Source organism: Natrialba asiatica DSM 12278 (assembly GCF_000337555.1).
Lineage (GTDB): Archaea > Halobacteriota > Halobacteria > Halobacteriales > Natrialbaceae > Natrialba > Natrialba asiatica.
Window position 1 is genome coordinate 48,644 of record NZ_AOIO01000031.1, and the last position, 15,853, is coordinate 64,496.

General features: G+C 63.9%; 17 protein-coding genes. 7 read left to right on the forward strand and 10 right to left on the reverse strand.

Annotation, left to right across the window (positions count from 1 at the left end; all coding sequences use genetic code 11):
- The first annotated feature begins 40 nt into the window (after nt 1-40).
- Nucleotides 41-466 carry a methylated-DNA--[protein]-cysteine S-methyltransferase gene (locus C481_RS13475; RefSeq protein WP_006109785.1) on the forward strand — a complete coding sequence of 142 codons (426 nt, stop codon included), beginning with the start codon at nt 41-43 and terminating at the stop codon, nt 464-466.
- 64 nt (nt 467-530) lie between these two features.
- Here C481_RS13475 and C481_RS13480 read toward each other — a convergent pair whose 3' ends face one another.
- The 5 genes from C481_RS13480 to C481_RS13500 form a co-directional block, all read right to left on the reverse strand.
- Nucleotides 531-899, reverse strand: coding sequence for a hypothetical protein (locus C481_RS13480; RefSeq protein WP_006109786.1), 369 nt, complete (start codon nt 897-899; stop codon nt 531-533).
- Nucleotides 900-1,231: 332 nt separating this feature from the next.
- Nucleotides 1,232-1,660, reverse strand: a complete 429-nt coding sequence (locus C481_RS13485) for a VOC family protein (RefSeq protein WP_006109787.1) — start codon at nt 1,658-1,660, stop codon at nt 1,232-1,234.
- A gap of 8 nt (nt 1,661-1,668) precedes the next feature.
- On the reverse strand, nt 1,669-2,670 hold the full coding sequence (locus C481_RS13490; protein WP_006109788.1) for an ABC transporter substrate-binding protein: 1,002 nt from the start codon (nt 2,668-2,670) through the stop codon (nt 1,669-1,671).
- Complete coding sequence (locus C481_RS13495; RefSeq protein ID WP_006109789.1) at nt 2,667-3,695, reverse strand: ABC transporter substrate-binding protein; 1,029 nt, start codon at nt 3,693-3,695, stop codon at nt 2,667-2,669. Before C481_RS13495 ends, C481_RS13490 begins: the two co-directional genes overlap by 4 nt.
- Entirely contained in the window at nt 3,692-4,600 is a 909-nt protein-coding gene (locus C481_RS13500; RefSeq protein ID WP_049904666.1) for an ABC transporter substrate-binding protein, read from the reverse strand. The genes C481_RS13495 and C481_RS13500 overlap by 4 nt, the downstream gene beginning before the upstream one ends.
- A gap of 142 nt (nt 4,601-4,742) precedes the next feature.
- On the opposite strand from C481_RS13500, the gene C481_RS13505 reads away from it, so the two are divergent.
- Nucleotides 4,743-5,090 carry a cupin domain-containing protein gene (locus tag C481_RS13505; protein WP_006109791.1) on the forward strand — a complete coding sequence of 116 codons (348 nt, stop codon included), beginning with the start codon at nt 4,743-4,745 and terminating at the stop codon, nt 5,088-5,090.
- A gap of 97 nt (nt 5,091-5,187) precedes the next feature.
- Here the strand turns inward: C481_RS13505 and C481_RS13510 are convergent, their stop codons facing one another.
- Nucleotides 5,188-5,421 (reverse strand): hypothetical protein, encoded by a 234-nt coding sequence (locus C481_RS13510; RefSeq protein ID WP_006109792.1) that lies wholly within the window; start codon nt 5,419-5,421, stop codon nt 5,188-5,190.
- Nucleotides 5,422-5,534: 113 nt separating this feature from the next.
- Nucleotides 5,535-6,401: a hypothetical protein gene (locus C481_RS13515; protein ID WP_006109793.1), complete on the reverse strand. Its 867-nt coding sequence runs from the start codon at nt 6,399-6,401 to the stop codon at nt 5,535-5,537.
- A 174-nt stretch (nt 6,402-6,575) separates the two neighbouring features.
- On the opposite strand from C481_RS13515, the gene C481_RS13520 reads away from it, so the two are divergent.
- The 3 genes from C481_RS13520 to C481_RS13530 are packed head-to-tail and all read left to right on the forward strand — an operon-like array spanning nt 6,576 to nt 10,366.
- Nucleotides 6,576-7,493, forward strand: a complete 918-nt coding sequence (locus C481_RS13520; RefSeq protein WP_006109794.1) for a hypothetical protein — start codon at nt 6,576-6,578, stop codon at nt 7,491-7,493.
- Nucleotides 7,494-7,499: 6 nt separating this feature from the next.
- Entirely contained in the window at nt 7,500-9,209 is a 1,710-nt protein-coding gene (locus C481_RS13525) for a pyrroloquinoline quinone-dependent dehydrogenase (RefSeq protein ID WP_006109795.1), read from the forward strand.
- Nucleotides 9,210-9,244: 35 nt separating this feature from the next.
- The gene (locus tag C481_RS13530; RefSeq protein ID WP_006109796.1) at nt 9,245-10,366 is read left to right on the forward strand and encodes a cupredoxin domain-containing protein; all 1,122 of its coding nucleotides are present in this window, start codon (nt 9,245-9,247) and stop codon (nt 10,364-10,366) included.
- A 56-nt stretch (nt 10,367-10,422) separates the two neighbouring features.
- Here the strand turns inward: C481_RS13530 and C481_RS13535 are convergent, their stop codons facing one another.
- Both C481_RS13535 and C481_RS13540 read right to left on the reverse strand, forming a co-directional pair.
- Entirely contained in the window at nt 10,423-11,331 is a 909-nt protein-coding gene (locus C481_RS13535) for a DMT family transporter (protein ID WP_006109797.1), read from the reverse strand.
- 86 nt (nt 11,332-11,417) lie between these two features.
- Complete coding sequence (locus C481_RS13540) at nt 11,418-12,029, reverse strand: nitrous oxide reductase accessory protein NosL (protein WP_049904660.1); 612 nt, start codon at nt 12,027-12,029, stop codon at nt 11,418-11,420.
- A gap of 388 nt (nt 12,030-12,417) precedes the next feature.
- On the opposite strand from C481_RS13540, the gene C481_RS13545 reads away from it, so the two are divergent.
- Nucleotides 12,418-13,458, forward strand: coding sequence for a substrate-binding domain-containing protein (locus C481_RS13545; protein WP_006109799.1), 1,041 nt, complete (start codon nt 12,418-12,420; stop codon nt 13,456-13,458).
- A 436-nt stretch (nt 13,459-13,894) separates the two neighbouring features.
- Here C481_RS13545 and lrpA1 read toward each other — a convergent pair whose 3' ends face one another.
- Nucleotides 13,895-14,323, reverse strand: a complete 429-nt coding sequence (gene lrpA1 / locus C481_RS13555) for an HTH-type transcriptional regulator LrpA1 (protein WP_006109801.1) — start codon at nt 14,321-14,323, stop codon at nt 13,895-13,897.
- A gap of 174 nt (nt 14,324-14,497) precedes the next feature.
- Here lrpA1 and C481_RS13560 point away from each other — a divergent pair, with 174 nt between their 5' ends.
- Nucleotides 14,498-15,850, forward strand: coding sequence for a LolA family protein (locus tag C481_RS13560; RefSeq protein WP_006109802.1), 1,353 nt, complete (start codon nt 14,498-14,500; stop codon nt 15,848-15,850).
- Nucleotides 15,851-15,853 lie beyond the last annotated feature (3 nt).

Consider the following 15,853-nt stretch of genomic DNA (forward strand, 5'->3'; position numbering starts at 1 on the left):
ATGCTCACCGGGACCCAAGAGCGACCAACGAAGAGAGCCAATGAAACTACAGATTCTGGACGGGGAAATCGGGATCGACGAGTCGATTATCGCCGAATCGGCAGCCGAAATCCGGGCGCAGGTGCGCGAGTACGAGCGGGGCGACCGGCGGCGCTTCGACCTCGACGTAACCGTGCCCGACGGGCTAACCGGCGACGTAATGGCCGCGATGATGACAATCCCCTACGGCGAAACGCGCACGTACGGCGACCTCGCCGCCGACCTCGGAACGAGTCCAGTCGCCGTGGGCCAGGCCTGCGGCCGCAATCCCGTGCCGGTAGTCGTCCCCTGCCACCGCGTCGTCGGTAGCGACGGCGCGCTCACCGGCTACTCGGCGGCCGACGGCGTCGCGACGAAGCGCCGGCTGCTCGAACTCGAGGCGCGCGAGAGCGGCGGCCCGGTACAGATGCGATTGCCGACGAAGTGACGCTATCGTAGAACTGTTCTCGCACCTCGATCTAATGATTACAACTACCTGTCAGTAACGACATCTACTTCTCGTTCGGGTAGTCGCGCTTCTCAGACCATTCAAACTCGTTGATGTCAGCGTCCCAGTCCGAGATAGTCCCGCTCTGAACGTCGTGAACATGGAATTGATTATCTGTCACTTCGACAGCAGCTTGGTCCCCGAATTGAACAGTATTGAAATCCTCTCGGGAGATTTTTGTGTTCCGACATCCCCATTCATCGTCCGAATTGAAGTCGCTCCCGCAAAAACCGACGACGTATTTTACCGCCTCGAAATCGGACTTGGAGTCATCATGAAAGTCCGCTGAAGCAGTAACTTCGGAGGGAGAAGAAATAACACTCTTATATTCCGATGCCACTCTACCCCGTATCTCGCCTTCTCCATCGAACATTAACTGAAGAATTTGGTCACCGTACGAGCGCCCGTTATGACGCCATTTGACACTGATGGCTTTCAACTGAAGCAGCTCGGCAGAACGAGTATTCGGCCCCAAAAGGCAGCCTGCACTTCCAATTCCTATGAGACCAGCACCCGAAGTAGCTAGTAGTTCCCGCCTGGAAGGCATTAGTTACAATCAGATAAGAAATATAATATGCTTTCCGGTATGTCGGAATAGAAACCCGTCCGTTCACACCGGAGCTACCGGCGAGTTCGGCTCAGTTCTGCGTGGGTGGATTCCGTGCAACCGGTTCTATGACACTCTCGACGACGTGAGAGTTCGCCTTACTCGACATCGTCGTGCGTCAGTAGCGGTCGCTCGCGCTCGCCCGCCGGCGACTCGTAGGTGATCACCTCGAGCAGGTTCCCGCTCGGATCGAGGAAGTAGAACCCCTCGAACTCGTCCCAGTCGTAGGGCCCCTGCTTCGGAAACTGGCCGCCGAGTTCAGCCGTCAGCCGCTCGTACTCCTCCCGGTCGGTCTCGAAGGCGACGTGGGCCTTGTCGAGCGGGTGATCGAGGCCGCGCTCGTCCCAGGCGTCGGCGCGACCGGTTTCGGCCAGCGTGACGACCGTCTCGCCGACCTGGAACATGGCGTGCTCGCCCCGGAAGTCGGACGGCTCGCGGCGGACGCCGAGCCCGAGTTCGTCGCGGTAGAACTCGTAGCAGGCGGCGAGGTCGTCGACGTCGATGTTGATGTGGTCGACTGCGTGCATGGGTATCGTCAGGTCCGCGGTTCCGTTTCCGACTCGGCGACGCGCTCCGCGTAGTTCCCGATCACCTCGTCGTCCGCGTCGATGAACTCGTTCGTCCAGACCGCGTCGGGATCGATCTCACCCTCGAGAAGATCCGTCTCGGCGAGCGTCCGGCCGAGCGTCCGCCAGCGCTCGCCCTCGTGCACGCCCCATCCCTCCGCCCGCGTCCGGTCGGTGAACTGGAGGTCGGTCGCCGCCGTCTCGAACTTGCGCCGCTCGACGGGTCGATTCCGTTCGAGCGTCGCGTTGCGTTCGACGAGCACGTCGATCGCCGCATCCGGGTCGGTCGTCGCGGCTGCCCAGCCGCGGGCGGTCGCCCGGAGAAAGGAGCGGACCGTCTCCGGCTCTGTGCGGGCGAACTCCGGGCTTGTGACCAGCATCATCCCGTAGACGCCGAGGTGATCCCCGATCGGGAGTTCGTCCGCCGTGCGGTCGTGTTCGCGCTCGAGTTCGTAGCCGTTCGTGACGACGCCGACGGCGGCGTCGACCCGGCCGTCGAGGAGCTTGTGCTGCACGCGGTGGTGCGTGTGATCGTCGACGCCGAGGAGGTCGACCGCTTCTGCGATTCCGGCGTCCGCGAGCAACTGAGCCGTCAAGATGCGCGTCTTGGTCGCCGACGGCGCGACGGTCCGGTCCGCGAGTTGCGCGGGTTCGGTCAGCGCCTCGCCGAACTCGTCCCGGAGGGTGTAGATCGCGGCGGGCGTCTTGCCGGTGACGGCGGCGACGGCGAGCGGGTCGAGCCCGCGGCTCTGCACCGAGAGGACGGCGCTTGCGCCCGCCAGCGCGAACTCGGCTCGACCTTGGGCGGCTTGCTCGGCGGCGAAGGGCGAGCCGTGGCCCTCGACGAACCGCACGTCCAGTCCCTCGTCGTCGTAGAAGCCGCGATCGCGCGCGAGGAAGTAGGGTGCCTGAAAGCCGTTCGGCTCCCAGTTGAGTTGAAAGTCGACGGTCGGTGTCGCGTCCGGTGTCATTGCGACGGCACCTCCAGCCGGAACAGGTCGTCCGGGACGTGATCGACGCCGAGTGCCTCCGGGCCGGCGACTGCGAGCAGGTGATCGAACAACTGTTCCATCGCATCGACCGTCTCCGCGTTCCACTCGGTAACGACCATCTCCCGCCAGTGATCCCGAACGCCGCGAACGACGGCGGGGTCGTTCCCGTACATGAGTCGGTCGCCCAACTCGTCCCAGAGTTCGTCGTCGGTTTGCAGGCGCTCGACGGCGTCGGCGTACGCGCGCTTGAACCCCCGGATGGCTTCTGGCTGGTTTGCCAGGTAGTCCTCGCTCGTGAGGAACGTCGAGATGGGCAACGTCTGCTCGACGCCCGAAAGCCGCTGGACGAGTTCGGCCATCGGGATCGCTTCGCGGTAGGGGCCGGGCTCGACGAGTTCGGGGATGAGCTGCCAGAACTGGAGGGCGGCGTCGACCTCCCCGTCGCGAAGCAACCGGGTGAGTTCGACTTTCGAGCCCGCCTCGACCGACGCGGCTTCGGTTTCGGGATCGAACTCGTGGAACTCGCGGCAGGCGGCCCGCGTGAGAATCCAGTTCTTGTCGAGGCGGCGGACGACGCCGATGCGGTGGCCGGGGAGGTCGGCCAGGCCGTCGATCGGCGAGTTCTCGGGGACGACGAGGCCGCCGACGGTTCGGCCGTAGGGATGGACGGCGACGATGGGTGCGCCGCCGGCCCGCTCGCGCGCCGTCGAGATGTAGTCGATGTCGATCAGATCCGCGTCGCCCTGGTGCAGTTTGGCCTCGACCGTTTCGAGGCCGTCCTCGAGTTCGTCCGAGACGAGTTCGACGTCGAGGTGGAAGCCGTGGTCGTGGTCGAAGCCGAACCGCTTGATGGTGTACAGCATGTAGCGGGGGCTGCCGTTGTGTTCGAAACGGGCGCGCAGTTCCGGAAGCTTAAGGCCGGTCGCGTCGTCGCTCTCTGTCCGAGCGGGTGCGTCGTGGAGTTCGTCCAGTGCCGCTTGCTGGGTTTCGATGTCGATGGTCATTGGCTCGAGGGGGAGACGATCGTCCTGATGTCGGCCCGGTCGTCGATCAGCTCTCGATCCTTCATCCACTCGAGGTGACCGTCGAGTTCGTCCGGATCGGCGAGTTCTGGGACCTCGTACCGGGGAACGGTCACCGACTCGCGAACGGTTTCGAGGTCGATATCGTCGAAGAGATCCGGTGCGATATCGGCGTCCGACTCGAGCATCGCGAGGTACCGTTCGCGGAAGGCTTGCGGGTCGTCGTTGATCGCCTCGACGGCGCGGCCGTAGGCTCGCATGAAGCCGTCGAGGTCGTCCCCGTCGAGCGCGTCGGTGCCGACGATACCGATGTGGTTTTCGAAGGCGAGAACCTGCTCGAAGCCGAGGTGGTCGGCGAGGGTGCTGTGTGGATCGAGGAGCGTGATGGCGTCGGTATCGCCGTCACGGAGCGCCTGCAGCCGCTCGGTCGGCATGCCGAAGTGTTCGAGTTCGATCTCGTCGGGGTCGACGTACTCCTCGAGCGCTTTGATGGCGGTGTACTCCTGGCCGGTCCGACGATTGACGCCGACGGGGACGCCGGCGAGGTCGGCGGGCGAGTTGATCGGCGTTTCCGGCCGCGTGTAGAGCGTGTACGGAAGGTCGGCAAACGTTCCGTGGGCGACGATTTTGCCGTCACCGAGCGACCAGGTGCGCCGGAGGCTCTCCCACTTGCAGACCGGGTAGAGGTCGACGTTGTCGTCGCCGGTCAGCGTCCAGTCGGCCGGGACGTACTTCCAGTCGACCCGTTGGCGGTCTCGTTCGACCAGTTCGACGTCGAGTCCCTCGTCCTCGAAGTAGCCGCGCTCGGCTGCGACCCGTTGTGGCAGCATGAACGAGAACGGGAGGTGAAAGATGCGCAGTGCACTCTGTATGTCACTCGATGCCATACAGTGTGTGACGGCAACGGGCGGCATAAAACGTTTCTAGGGATCGTTTATACGCCTGTTAGCGGCGAATACAGTCATCGCTGGCTGAAGTAAGATTCACGTATCGCACTCGCTGAGCATACAGGTAACGGCAACTGATATCATGGACCACATACAGACGGCCGACGTCACCGCCGAGGAGGTTGCGGACGGCGTCTATCTCGGCGATCTCTTGGTGGGCGAACGGGCGAGCATGAAATACTGGCGGATCGAACCGGGAGCGACGTTGCCCGCCCACGAGCACGACAACGAGCAGATCGGCTACGTACTATCCGGAACGCTGATAGCGATCGTCGAGGGGGACGAGATCGCTCTCGAAGAAGGTGACGCCTACCGGTTTCCGAGCAACGAGTATCACGGGGCTGAAAACCGACGCGACGAACCGGCGATCGGACTCGGCGTCCTCGCACCGCCACGGCGGCGACCGGACTGGCGGACGAACGTTGACTGACGAACGGATAGCATGGAACGCCGATCACGCCTCAGTGGTCGGTCCATCCTGCTCACGACCGCGATCTGACGCCGCGAACGGATGAGACAGCGGGCGCTCACTCGACGATCGCCAGTAACACAACAATCCCACCCATGGCCGAGAGACACCCGCTGAGTAGTTTCGTCAATGTGACGTTCCACTCGGCCGGTTCGACGGTCCCGGCCGACCGCGTACTCCCGATGGCGTCGAGTTGCTCGTGAAACCGAGTGATCCCGTAGGCGTGTCGTACGCCGAGGAAACCGAGTCCCACTAGAATAGTACCAACCACGATTCCGCCGATCGCAACCATACTCGTACGCTTATGCTACTTGCGTAAAAACTCTCGTTCTCCAACTGCTTTCGCCGCAGTCCCGAATCGAAGCCCCAGCCGTCTCAGCGCCACGAGCGTCGCACCAAGGGGTATCAACGGTGCCCGCTCTCCGGACCCGGAATCCACGCGAGAACTGAACTCGTCTCGGAAACCGCCGTAGAGACGAGCACCCGATCGCAGTCCCGGCAAATCCGTTCGATACCGACTTGCGGCCGACGACAGCAGCGTTCGTCCCGCTCGACGCGCCGAGAGAGCGACCCGCCACAAACGGGACACCGGTCCCGAAGTATCCGCAGGCCGGTGAGAGTCGCTCGCCGATCCGCGGTGTCGACCGCGTCCCAGTCGTCGAGTCGCGATTCGAGTTCACGAGCGGCGGCGACGTCGGCGGCGAGGGCCGCGTCCGACGGCCACCGGACCAGTTTTTCGCCGTCGAGTTCGACGGTGCCGACGCCGCGCCGGGTTGCGGTCTCGGCGTCGAACGCCGTCGCCACGGTCGCCGCGTCGACGGTGACGGACCCGTCGTGGTCCGCTCCGGAGCCGCCAGCGATGGTCGACAATCGGTCGTCCCACTGCGTCGCAAATCCCGTCGCGAGTCGCGGTCCGTCCGCCCGCTCCTCGATAACGCCGGCGGCCGAAAGCGCGCGAACCGCGCCTCCGAACTCGGCGGTGTCGATCGAGGGCCGCCGATGGGCCGCCGTTTCGAACGCCGCGTGAACTCGATCGGGGAGGTATCGCCGCGTAAGCGTCGGCGTACCGGGGAGTAGGTAGCCCCGAAACACGATGATCCCGAGGAACGCGACGAACGCGACCGCGCCGACCGCTCCGGAGACGGCGACACCGAGTCCGATCGCGCCGCCGAGTGCGATGGCGACGTTTCCGATCGTACACGGGAGACAGCGATTTGCGCCCGTATACTCGGGCCGTCTGAGTCGCGAAAACACGTCGGGTAGTCCGGCCATTACCGATCACTCGGGTACCGCTTCGTGCCGAACGGGGAATATACTTGTAGTACGCTCGACATACTGTCGGGATACGATGGAATTATTTCGAACCTATCCGACTGAGACTTAGATAGCGCGTCACCTGTTCGAAGTCTTCGATAATGATTATTCGTTGGCATGTGGGAGCAAACTATGTGTGATGAGAACATGACACATGTAAATGCGAGGCGGGAGCTATCAGGCGCAGACCAAACGAAACTGGCGACGCAACTCGGTGCGACCGAGGTTCCCGATCAGCCGGTAACGTGGAGCGACCTGGCGGGACGGATCGAACCGGACCGATCGCCGACGCTCGCGGCCGCCGGCGCGACGATCCGAGGTGAACTCGCGGAGCGACTCGACGGCGAGGTACTCGAACGCGAGCGCGACAGGCTTGCGGCCCGGATCGAGCGGCTTCCCGAGGTTCGGGAGACCGGCGTTCCGAACGAGCCCCACGGTTGTTACGAGGCGGTGGCCGACCCCGGCTGGCGGCTTTACGAGCACCTGGCGGAGGGCGAGTTCTTCGAGCACCTCGACGAGGCGCTGCCGCGGTTTACGCCCGCACACATCGAGCGCACCGCGCGGGAGCTGGTGCTGACGACGCCGCTTTCGGCGGCGCTCGACGATGTCGGGTTCGACGAGTCAGAGAAGACGGCGTTGCTGATCGCCGTCGCGAACGACGCCGACCGGCTCGCTCGGTGGGTGCCGTCGAACCAGATTCCGGACGGTGTCGAGTTCGATACGACGACCGTCCCGCCGCTTCACCGGCGCGCGATGGGCGGGGCGTTGCTGTGGATTCGGGGACTCGACCGGCACCTCTGGCAGAACGAGGTGCTCGTCACCGAGGAGGTCCTCGACGCCGCCATCGCGCACACGAAGACGATGCTGGGCGGCCTGTTCCTGTCGGCGACGGCCGCCTGCGATCTCGCCACGACGGGGCGGCTCACGGACGAACAGGTGACCGCCGCGCTCGCGGCGGGGACGGCGGTACAGATCGTCGGGCAGGAGGAGCTGTTACACGAGGTGTTCTACGTTACCGACGAGACGCGCGCGCCGAGCAAACTGAGGTGAGTACGCATGGCACTTCGCAACGACAGGGCCGTTCAGGCCGCACGCGACATCGAACTGACCGAGATCGAAGACGGCTACACGCTCGTCGGCGGCCCCGACGACTCCGTCACCGAACAACACGACACCGACCGGATCCCGGAGGTCGACGTCGACCAGGAGATGCTGAGCGGGACCGGGGAGGACCCCGAGTCGTGGCTCATGTACGGCGGGAACTACGAACAGCACCGAACGACGACCGCCGACGTCATTACGCCCGACAACGTCTCCGATCTCGAACTCGAGTACGAGCTGTCGGTCGGCACCGGCTCGAGCATGGAAGGGACGCCGATCGTCGTCCCGGGGGATCCGCCGATCATGTACCAGACCAACGGGCCGAACCACATGAAGGCGATCGATCCCCGCGAGGGGGAGGTCCTCTGGAGTTACACCTACGCGCCGCCGATCGGCGTCGAACTCTGCTGTGACGATAACAATCGCGGGGCAGCCGTCCTCGGCGACACGGTGTACATGACGACGCTCGACTCGGGGATCGTCGCGCTGAACCGGTACACCGGCGAGGAGGAGTGGCACACGCAGACGGCGGACCACGAGGTCGGCTACTCTGCGACGTGGGCCCCGGTGATCTACGACGGCACACTGTATACGGGCAGCGCCGGCGGCGAGTACGGCGTCCTCGGATTCATCGCCGGCCTCGACGCCGAAAGCGGTGACGTGCAGTGGAAGTGCGACACGCTGCTCGAGGACGAGTGGGTCGGCGCGAGCCGCGAGCACGGCTGCGGGACGAGCTGGATGACGCCGACGATCGACGAAGACCGCGGCGTCCTCTACTCGCCCGTCGCGAACCCGGGACCGGACTTCGACGGGACGGTCCGTCCAGGGCCGAACTTCCCGACCTGCGGTACGCTCTCGCTCGACCTCGAGTCCGGCGAGTTCAACTGGGGATTCCAGAGCAGTCCGCACGACGTCTGGGACTACGACGCGGCGGCTCCGCGGGTGCTGGTTCCGGACGTGGAGGTCGAGGGCGAGTCGACGGACCTCGTCGTCGGCTCGGACAAGTCCGGGTGGGTGTACATGATGGACGCCGAGTCCGGTAAGCTCCACGAGCGCAGCGAGGAGATCTGCCAGCACATCAATATGTGGGAGATGATCCCGCACATCAGCGAGGACGAGCGGGTTCCGTTCGTTCCCGGCGCGCCGGGCGGCAACGACTGGCAGCCCCCGTCGTACAACCCGGAGACGGGGCTGGTGTACGTCATCCACCAGAACTATCCGCAAGACCTCTACTGGCGGTACGAGGAGTACGACGCCGGCCACCCTTACTGGGGCGGGAACCTCGACGATCCGGCATCCGAGTTCCCCGACGAATGGAACGGTGCGATCACCGCCTTCGCCGCGGTCGATCCGGCGACGGGCGAGCGCGTCTGGCGCGACTGGATCGAAAGCGAGGACGACCACTACATGTGGGGCGGCTCGTTGTCGACCGCGACGGGACTCGTATTCAACGGCACTCAGAACGGTATTTTCGTCGCCTACGACGGCGAGAGCGGCGACCGGCTCTGGGAGTACGAGTTCGACGTGCCGATCAGTGCGTCGCCGATGAGCTGGTACGATCCCGGGGAGGAGAAACAGTACGTCGCCGTGCAAGTCGGCGGCAGCGGCTGGCTCCGGCAGGGGCCACGCGGCGACACGCTCGCCGTGTTCTCGATGGACGACTAACCGCGATTACGATTCCAACGATTCAACTACAACCCATGACGAACGAACACCGCTCACGCGACGACGTGTCCCGTCGCGGCGTGCTGAAGGGAACGGCGGCGATCGCCGGAACGGCGGCGACGGCCGGGACCGCAGGCGCGTATCGCGACGAGATCGACTTCCGACTGCCGGCCACACAGAACGACGGCGAGGGGCGAACGCTCTCGCTGCTCGGCATCGTCGGCGGCTGGGTCGGCGTCGCCCCGGCCGAACTCGACGGGAAGTCGAACCCGACGCTGCGATTGATCGAGGGCGAAGAACACGAAATCGTCTGGACGAACGGCGACGGTTCGAACCACAACTTCACCGTCGCCGACGAGGACGGTGAGGTGATCGAAGCGACGGACTTCGTGAACGAACAGGGCGAATCACTCTCGTTTACGATCACCGCCGACGAGGAGATGGCCGAGTACTACTGCATGCCTCACCCGGTTCAGATGCGCGGTCCGATCGAACTGGTCGACGCGGATGAGGTCCACGAGTTACGGGTGCGAGTCGAGGACGAGAACGGCGAGCCGCTCGGCGCGGAGGTATTCGTCGGCGATCACCACTCCTTCTCCGACGTCGCCGCGCGGCCGGGACAGGAAACGGAAGAGAGTCCGCCGTCGATCGCCCGCTTCGACATGCTCGAAGACGGCGAGTACGAACTCGAGGTCTGGACCTACGGTCACGAGCGGGTGACCGACACGGTGGCGATCGACGGCGACGATCAGGAAGTCACCGTAACGCTGCCCGCTATCGAACCCGGCGATCCGACCGAAACCTACGCGCTCCGGCTCGAGGAGGGCCAGTGGGTCGGCGTCGGTCCCGACGAGATCGCTGACGAATCGAATCCGACACTCGAGTTCGAGGCGGGCGAGACCTACGCGATCGAGTGGGAGAACGCGATCGGTCGCCATCAGCCCGAGGCGGAGAACAGGTCGACAGAACCGCTGCCAGGGCACAACCTCGTGCTTGCATCCGGCGGCGAAACCAACGAGTGGGATACCCTCGTCAGATCGGATTTCCTCGACGAGAGCGGGGAGACACAGACCGTCGAGTTCGTCGCCCAGGAGGAGATGGGGGTCTACCTCGACCAGTCACAACTCGATGCGATCGGCGAGGTTACCGTCGAGTAGTTCGGAGCCTCGATCGCCGCACGGCGGGTTCCCGGACCCGCTTCCGCTTCGATGCGTCATCCCGTCGTCCGCTCGCGGCGTCGCTCGCGCTCGATCGTCGTCACGTAGATGCCGGCGAGAACGACGAGGCCGCCGGCTACCGTGATCGGGTCGGGGACCTCGGTCAGCAAGGCGAGCGCGAGCACCGTCGCACCGACGGGTTCGCCGAGCCAGGCTACGCTGACGACGACCGATTCGAGGTACTCTAACACCCAGTTAACCACCGTGTGTCCGAACACGCCGGGGCCGATCGCCATGCCGAGAAAGAGCAGCCACTCGCGGGCCGGGTACGCGACGAAGTCGTGGCCCTGCACGCCGACCAACGCGAACAGCGTCACCGCACAGGCCGTGTAGACGACGGTCACGTAGGGAAACAGCGAGACGCGCTGGCGGATCGACCGCCCGGCGAGCACGTAGCCCGCGACGGTGACCGCTCCGAGGACCGCGAGCCCGTTCCCGTACATCGTCGCGTCCGAGAGCGGTGCCTCGCCGGCGTCGCCGAACGACATCGCTGCCGCGCCGACGATCGCAATCGCGAGACCGACTACCGTCTCCCGGGAGACGCGCTCGCCGAGGACCAGCCCCGCGCCGAGCGCCACGAACAGCGGTTGGGTCTGGACGAGCGTCACGCTCGCGGCCACGCTCGTGTGATTCAAACTCTCGAACCAGGCCGCAAAATGCACCGCAAGCGCAATTCCAGCAATGACCGCGAATCCGATGTCGCGCCGAGCGAGACGACCGAACTCGTCGCGGTGCCGAGAGAGGGCGACCGGCGCGACCAGTGCCGTCGTGAACACCACCCGATAGAGAGCCGCGACTGAACTCGGGGCGTGACTCCAACGAACCAGGATTGCACTGGTGCTCGCGGCGAAAATTGCGAACGCGAGCGCGGCGTAGGGCGTCACTTCGAGTTCGGACGGGTGCACGTCGTGTCGACGGTTTCGAACATCCAAACGTGTTCCGGATACGGCGCGGCAGGAGGCAGTATGGTTGATCTGGCGGGCCTGGTGGGTCAGGGTTCGTCGGGGACGCGTCTGCCGCGATAGATACGTGCGATTTCGCGGTCGACGGCGGAGAGTTCGATGATGTCCTCCTCGGTTAGCGCTTCGGCGTCCCACTCGTCGAGATAGGCGACGGCGTCTTCGCGGGCGGCGAACGGGCGGGGGTTGAGTCCCATCGGCTCGCTGTCGACGCCGTCCTCGTCGGTGACGAGCACGAAGTGGGCGTCGGTGGCGTCGATCAACTCGGTCGTTCCGAAGTTGGTCGTCCAGGCGTCGCTGACCGGCGATTCGACGGGCGGGGCGGCGTAGTAGGCGAACAGGCAACCCGGCGTATCGAAGACTGCGCCCTCGCCGTTCTCGTGGGCGAGTTGGCCCTGCCACCGCGCGTAGCTCGTCGGTCGCATGTTACACACGGCACAGTGCTGGTCCTCGGTGAACGGAATTGATTCCCCACCCGGATGGTCGATCACCCTGTCCGCGAACGGATGTTCATCGTCGTCTTCCCCCTCCGCCCCGTTATCGACGAGTTCACCGAGGCAACCGGCGATGCTGGTGGTAACGCCGATTCCCAGCGCGCCGAGCAATCGGCGTCTCGAGGAGTCTGTTGCCGAAGGCCCAGTCATAGGACCGCCTACTCGTCGCGCCCTCAAAACGGACGTGGTTCACCTCTCGGAACCCCTCCTGCGACGTGGCCGCCGCCGTTCGAAGCGGATCGTGCTCACTGGGCGACATCGAGTTACTGTGAGTGTATACTTCCAGACACTACTCCGTACCCTACTATACGGTCCACGCTGACGGTTTCGATTTCAGTAGTGAGTTGTTACTATTCAATTTTCCGTAGAGTATCTAGGTCACGTGTATCGACGTATTCGAAAGCAGACGGCGATATTAGCGCGCTATAGTTTGTGAAGATGACGGTGGAAAGGGACGCATATGCCGATATATGGGTAAATACGAATATATATTACTCATAGCACTGCTTTTTTTAGGATCTCTCGAATCGCTCACGAGATGGTCGACAACCAGTGTGGACGCGCTGTCGACGGGGTATCGCGACGGACGTTCATCGCAGCGACCGGTTCTCTGGGAGCCGTTGCACTCGCCGGCTGTGCCGAATCGGAGACGAGCGAAGGCGTCTCGGGGACGATTCGTATCTCCGGTAGCAGCACCGTCTACCCGGTCTCCGAGGCCGTCGGCAAGGAGTTCAAGCGCCGGAACGAGGAGTTCGACTACGAACTTTCGAGCGACGGCAGTACGGACGGCTTTGAAAACTTCTTCCTGCCGGGCGACAGCGACATCAACGGTGCGAGCCGTCCGATTCTGGAAGGGGAACTCGAGAAAGCCGAAGACACGGGCTTCCAGCCGGTCGAGTTCCAGTGCGCCGGCGACGCGCTGACGGCCGTCGTCAACACCGAAAACGACTGGCTCGACTGCGCTGAACTCGACGTGCTAAGCGAGATCTGGCACCCCGACAGCGTCCCAGAGACGTGGGCCGATGTCGATTCCTCGTGGCCCGACGAGGAAATCGAACTGTTCGGCCCGGCGACGACATCCGGGACCTTCGACTACTGGACCGAGGAAGTCATCGGCGACTTCCGGAACATTCGCGAAGACTTCACCGGGACGGAGGAAGACGACGAAATCGCACAGGGCGTGCAGGGTAACGAGTTCGCCCACGGCTACCTCCCCTACGCGTACTACGACAATAACCCCGACGAGGTCAAAGCGCTCGCCATCGACGCCGGCGACGGCTGTACCCAACCGAGCCTGGAAGCGGCCTCCGAGGGCTCGTATCCCCTCGCGCGGCCGATCTACTGGTACGTCAACCGGGAGAAACTCCGGGACGACGAGGCGCTCCAGGGATTCGTGGAGTACGCGATCGAGATGAGCGGCGACCGGAGCATCGTCTCGGACGACATCGGCTACGTCGCGATGAACGATCGGGAAGTAGCGGACAATCTGGATCGACTGCAGGCCGCCATCGACGGTGAACTCGGCGACGGCGAAGCGATCCCCTCGATGAATAACGCGGACCCGCCGTTTTCACCATGAGTGCACGGAGAACGCGGATACGGGGTAGTTTACTGTGAGCAGCGACGTCGCCGACCCCGAGTGGCAACGCTCGAGCGAGGCCGTGCGACGCGAACGACTCCACGAGTTCGTGCTGTTCGGCCGTATGGCGCTGACGGCGTTGATTACGGTTGGACCGGTTGTCCTGCTCGGGGGAACGCAGCGGCGATCCTTCTGCGGGACCGGTTCGAACGCCGATAAGCGTATCTCAACCCTCAGCGGTAGGCGATACTTCACTACAATCGGACGATAAATCGATCGATACAACGACCGTTCAGCAGGAAGATACCGGATATACCCACCGTAATCGATTCCGGTCGTGTCAAACTCGCGACGCCACCCGGCCGCCCCACCGTCGAACGCAGGCTGCGTTCCCGAGGTCGAGATACGGCGATGCAATCAGTACAGTCCGGCGGTCCTACTTGAGTCGCTCCTGCAGAAACGAGGGATGGGCCGCGGTAACGCCCTCGATTTCGAGGAGCGTCGACGAGATGAACTCGCCGAGCGCGTCGCCGTCTTCGGCGCGGACCTCGGCCATCAGCATGTGGTCGCCGCTCGAACTGTACAGCGCCTCGATTTCGGAGAGGCTCTTGAGCTCTTTCGTCACCTCGACGTAGCGCTCGCTCGCAACGTCGAGTCCGACCAGTGCAATCGTCTTGCTCGAGAGCTTCTTCGGATCGATCTCGGCCGAGTAGCCGACGATCACGCCCTCGTCTTCGAGTTGGTTGATATACTTTCGAACCGTCGGCTTCGAGACGTCCGCCCGTTTGGCGATTTCGGCGTACGACGCCTGGGCGTCCTCCTCGAGGGCCTCGAGAATACGGTCTTCCGTCGCCTGCGTGCTCATAGTAGACACTTTTGCTCCGATGGGAAAATATCTTTTGTATACGAAAACGTCGGATTGCCTAGCGGAACGCCCCGACTCGCGGCCCGATGCGGCGTTTCATCGGCGCAGACGCACTCGATCGATTTAGAGACGCCCCATCGGTGAAATAATAGGGGAGGCCGATTAATTCCCGCTATGTCCCCTCGTGACGACGATCGTGCGCGCGCCGGCCCACGACTCGTACTCGCGCTCGGTTTCATCCCTCTTTTGCTCCTTACGGCGGGCTGTACCAGCCCCTTTACCGACGATCTCTCCGCCGACGACATCGAAACTGAACTCGACGAGGCGACGCCCCCCGACGAGTTCAGTGCGACGGTCGAGGTTCGCGAGGTGATCGACGGTGAGACGAGTACGGAGACGGAGACCGTCTGGTTGCGCGCGGACGGAGCGAGTCGCGTCGAAACGGAAACGGAGACGGAGGCGGGGTCGGCGGCAAACGATACCGGTGTCCTTGCCGTTACCAACGGTGAAACGCGCTGGCATTACGACCGCGAGACCGAGACGGTGACGCAACTGGAACGGGATCCCAATGCGTCATCCTGGCTCGAGGGCCTCTATGCCCAGCAACATCGCTACGTCGAGGCCTACGACGTCGTCAACGTGTCGGAGGCGAGCGTCGACGGCCGCGACAGCTACCGTGTCGCCTTTGAGCCGCCGGCGAACGAGACGGTCGAGCGCTCGCTCGACATCCTCGTCGGGCAGACGGAGTACGCCGTTCCGTTGTCGACCAGTGAACACCCGGCGGAACGCGGCGTTGACCGCGTCGAGGTCTGGCTCGATCAGGAGACGATGTTTCCCCTAAAGCACCTCGTCGAGGGCGAGGAAGGCGATCTCGTCCTCGAGACGACGTATCGCGATGTCTCCGTCGATCCAGAACCGCCGCTCGACGACGAGTTGTTCGAGTTCAACCCGCCGACGAATGCGAGTTCTGACACCGATACCGACGCCGAAAACCCGGATTCAGATTCGGGGCCGTCCGTTGAGACCGTCCCCAACGACACGACAGAAGACAGTCCGAACGGTGACACGGGAGAAGAAACCCCTAACGACAGTGACGACAATACCACGGGCGGAGCGATCGCTCTCCCGTCGATCGATCACTACGACTCCATCGCGGCTGCCGACGAAACGGTCTCGTTCCCCGTCGCTGAACCGCCGTCGGACTCCCTTCCAGCAGCAGTCGAACGCGGGCGCATTAGCAGGTACGAGTTCCCGGACGAGGACCGCCGGCAGGTGACACTGTCATACGCCGACGACGATACCGACGACACGATTTCGGTAACGACCAGCGACGGGCCTCGGACGTTCGCAATGGACGGCTCCGAACTCCCGATCGGCGATGTGACGGGATCGATCGCCCACACCGACGAGGGAACCGAACTCCAGTGGGCCTGCGGCGAGCACTACCGCTCCGTGTTCGTCGGCCACGAGTTCGAGAACGGGACGGCGATTGAACTCGCGCGGGCGATTGGCTGTCAGTCGCAGTAGAAC

What these genes read in the sequence shown, in the direction of transcription:
- C481_RS13475 (WP_006109785.1), top strand. Translation starts at nt 41, where the DNA reads ATGAAACTACAGATTCTGGACGGGGAAATCGGGATCGACGAGTCGATT.
- C481_RS13480 (WP_006109786.1), bottom strand. Translation starts at nt 899, where the DNA reads ATGTTCGATGGAGAAGGCGAGATACGGGGTAGAGTGGCATCGGAATAT.
- C481_RS13485 (WP_006109787.1), bottom strand. Translation starts at nt 1,660, where the DNA reads ATGCACGCAGTCGACCACATCAACATCGACGTCGACGACCTCGCCGCC.
- C481_RS13490 (WP_006109788.1), bottom strand. Translation starts at nt 2,670, where the DNA reads ATGACACCGGACGCGACACCGACCGTCGACTTTCAACTCAACTGGGAG.
- C481_RS13495 (WP_006109789.1), bottom strand. Translation starts at nt 3,695, where the DNA reads ATGACCATCGACATCGAAACCCAGCAAGCGGCACTGGACGAACTCCAC.
- C481_RS13500 (WP_049904666.1), bottom strand. Translation starts at nt 4,600, where the DNA reads ATGGCATCGAGTGACATACAGAGTGCACTGCGCATCTTTCACCTCCCG.
- C481_RS13505 (WP_006109791.1), top strand. Translation starts at nt 4,743, where the DNA reads ATGGACCACATACAGACGGCCGACGTCACCGCCGAGGAGGTTGCGGAC.
- C481_RS13510 (WP_006109792.1), bottom strand. Translation starts at nt 5,421, where the DNA reads ATGGTTGCGATCGGCGGAATCGTGGTTGGTACTATTCTAGTGGGACTC.
- C481_RS13515 (WP_006109793.1), bottom strand. Translation starts at nt 6,401, where the DNA reads ATGGCCGGACTACCCGACGTGTTTTCGCGACTCAGACGGCCCGAGTAT.
- C481_RS13520 (WP_006109794.1), top strand. Translation starts at nt 6,576, where the DNA reads ATGTGTGATGAGAACATGACACATGTAAATGCGAGGCGGGAGCTATCA.
- C481_RS13525 (WP_006109795.1), top strand. Translation starts at nt 7,500, where the DNA reads ATGGCACTTCGCAACGACAGGGCCGTTCAGGCCGCACGCGACATCGAA.
- C481_RS13530 (WP_006109796.1), top strand. Translation starts at nt 9,245, where the DNA reads ATGACGAACGAACACCGCTCACGCGACGACGTGTCCCGTCGCGGCGTG.
- C481_RS13540 (WP_049904660.1), bottom strand. Translation starts at nt 12,029, where the DNA reads ATGACTGGGCCTTCGGCAACAGACTCCTCGAGACGCCGATTGCTCGGC.
- C481_RS13545 (WP_006109799.1), top strand. Translation starts at nt 12,418, where the DNA reads ATGGTCGACAACCAGTGTGGACGCGCTGTCGACGGGGTATCGCGACGG.
- lrpA1 (WP_006109801.1), bottom strand. Translation starts at nt 14,323, where the DNA reads ATGAGCACGCAGGCGACGGAAGACCGTATTCTCGAGGCCCTCGAGGAG.
- C481_RS13560 (WP_006109802.1), top strand. Translation starts at nt 14,498, where the DNA reads ATGTCCCCTCGTGACGACGATCGTGCGCGCGCCGGCCCACGACTCGTA.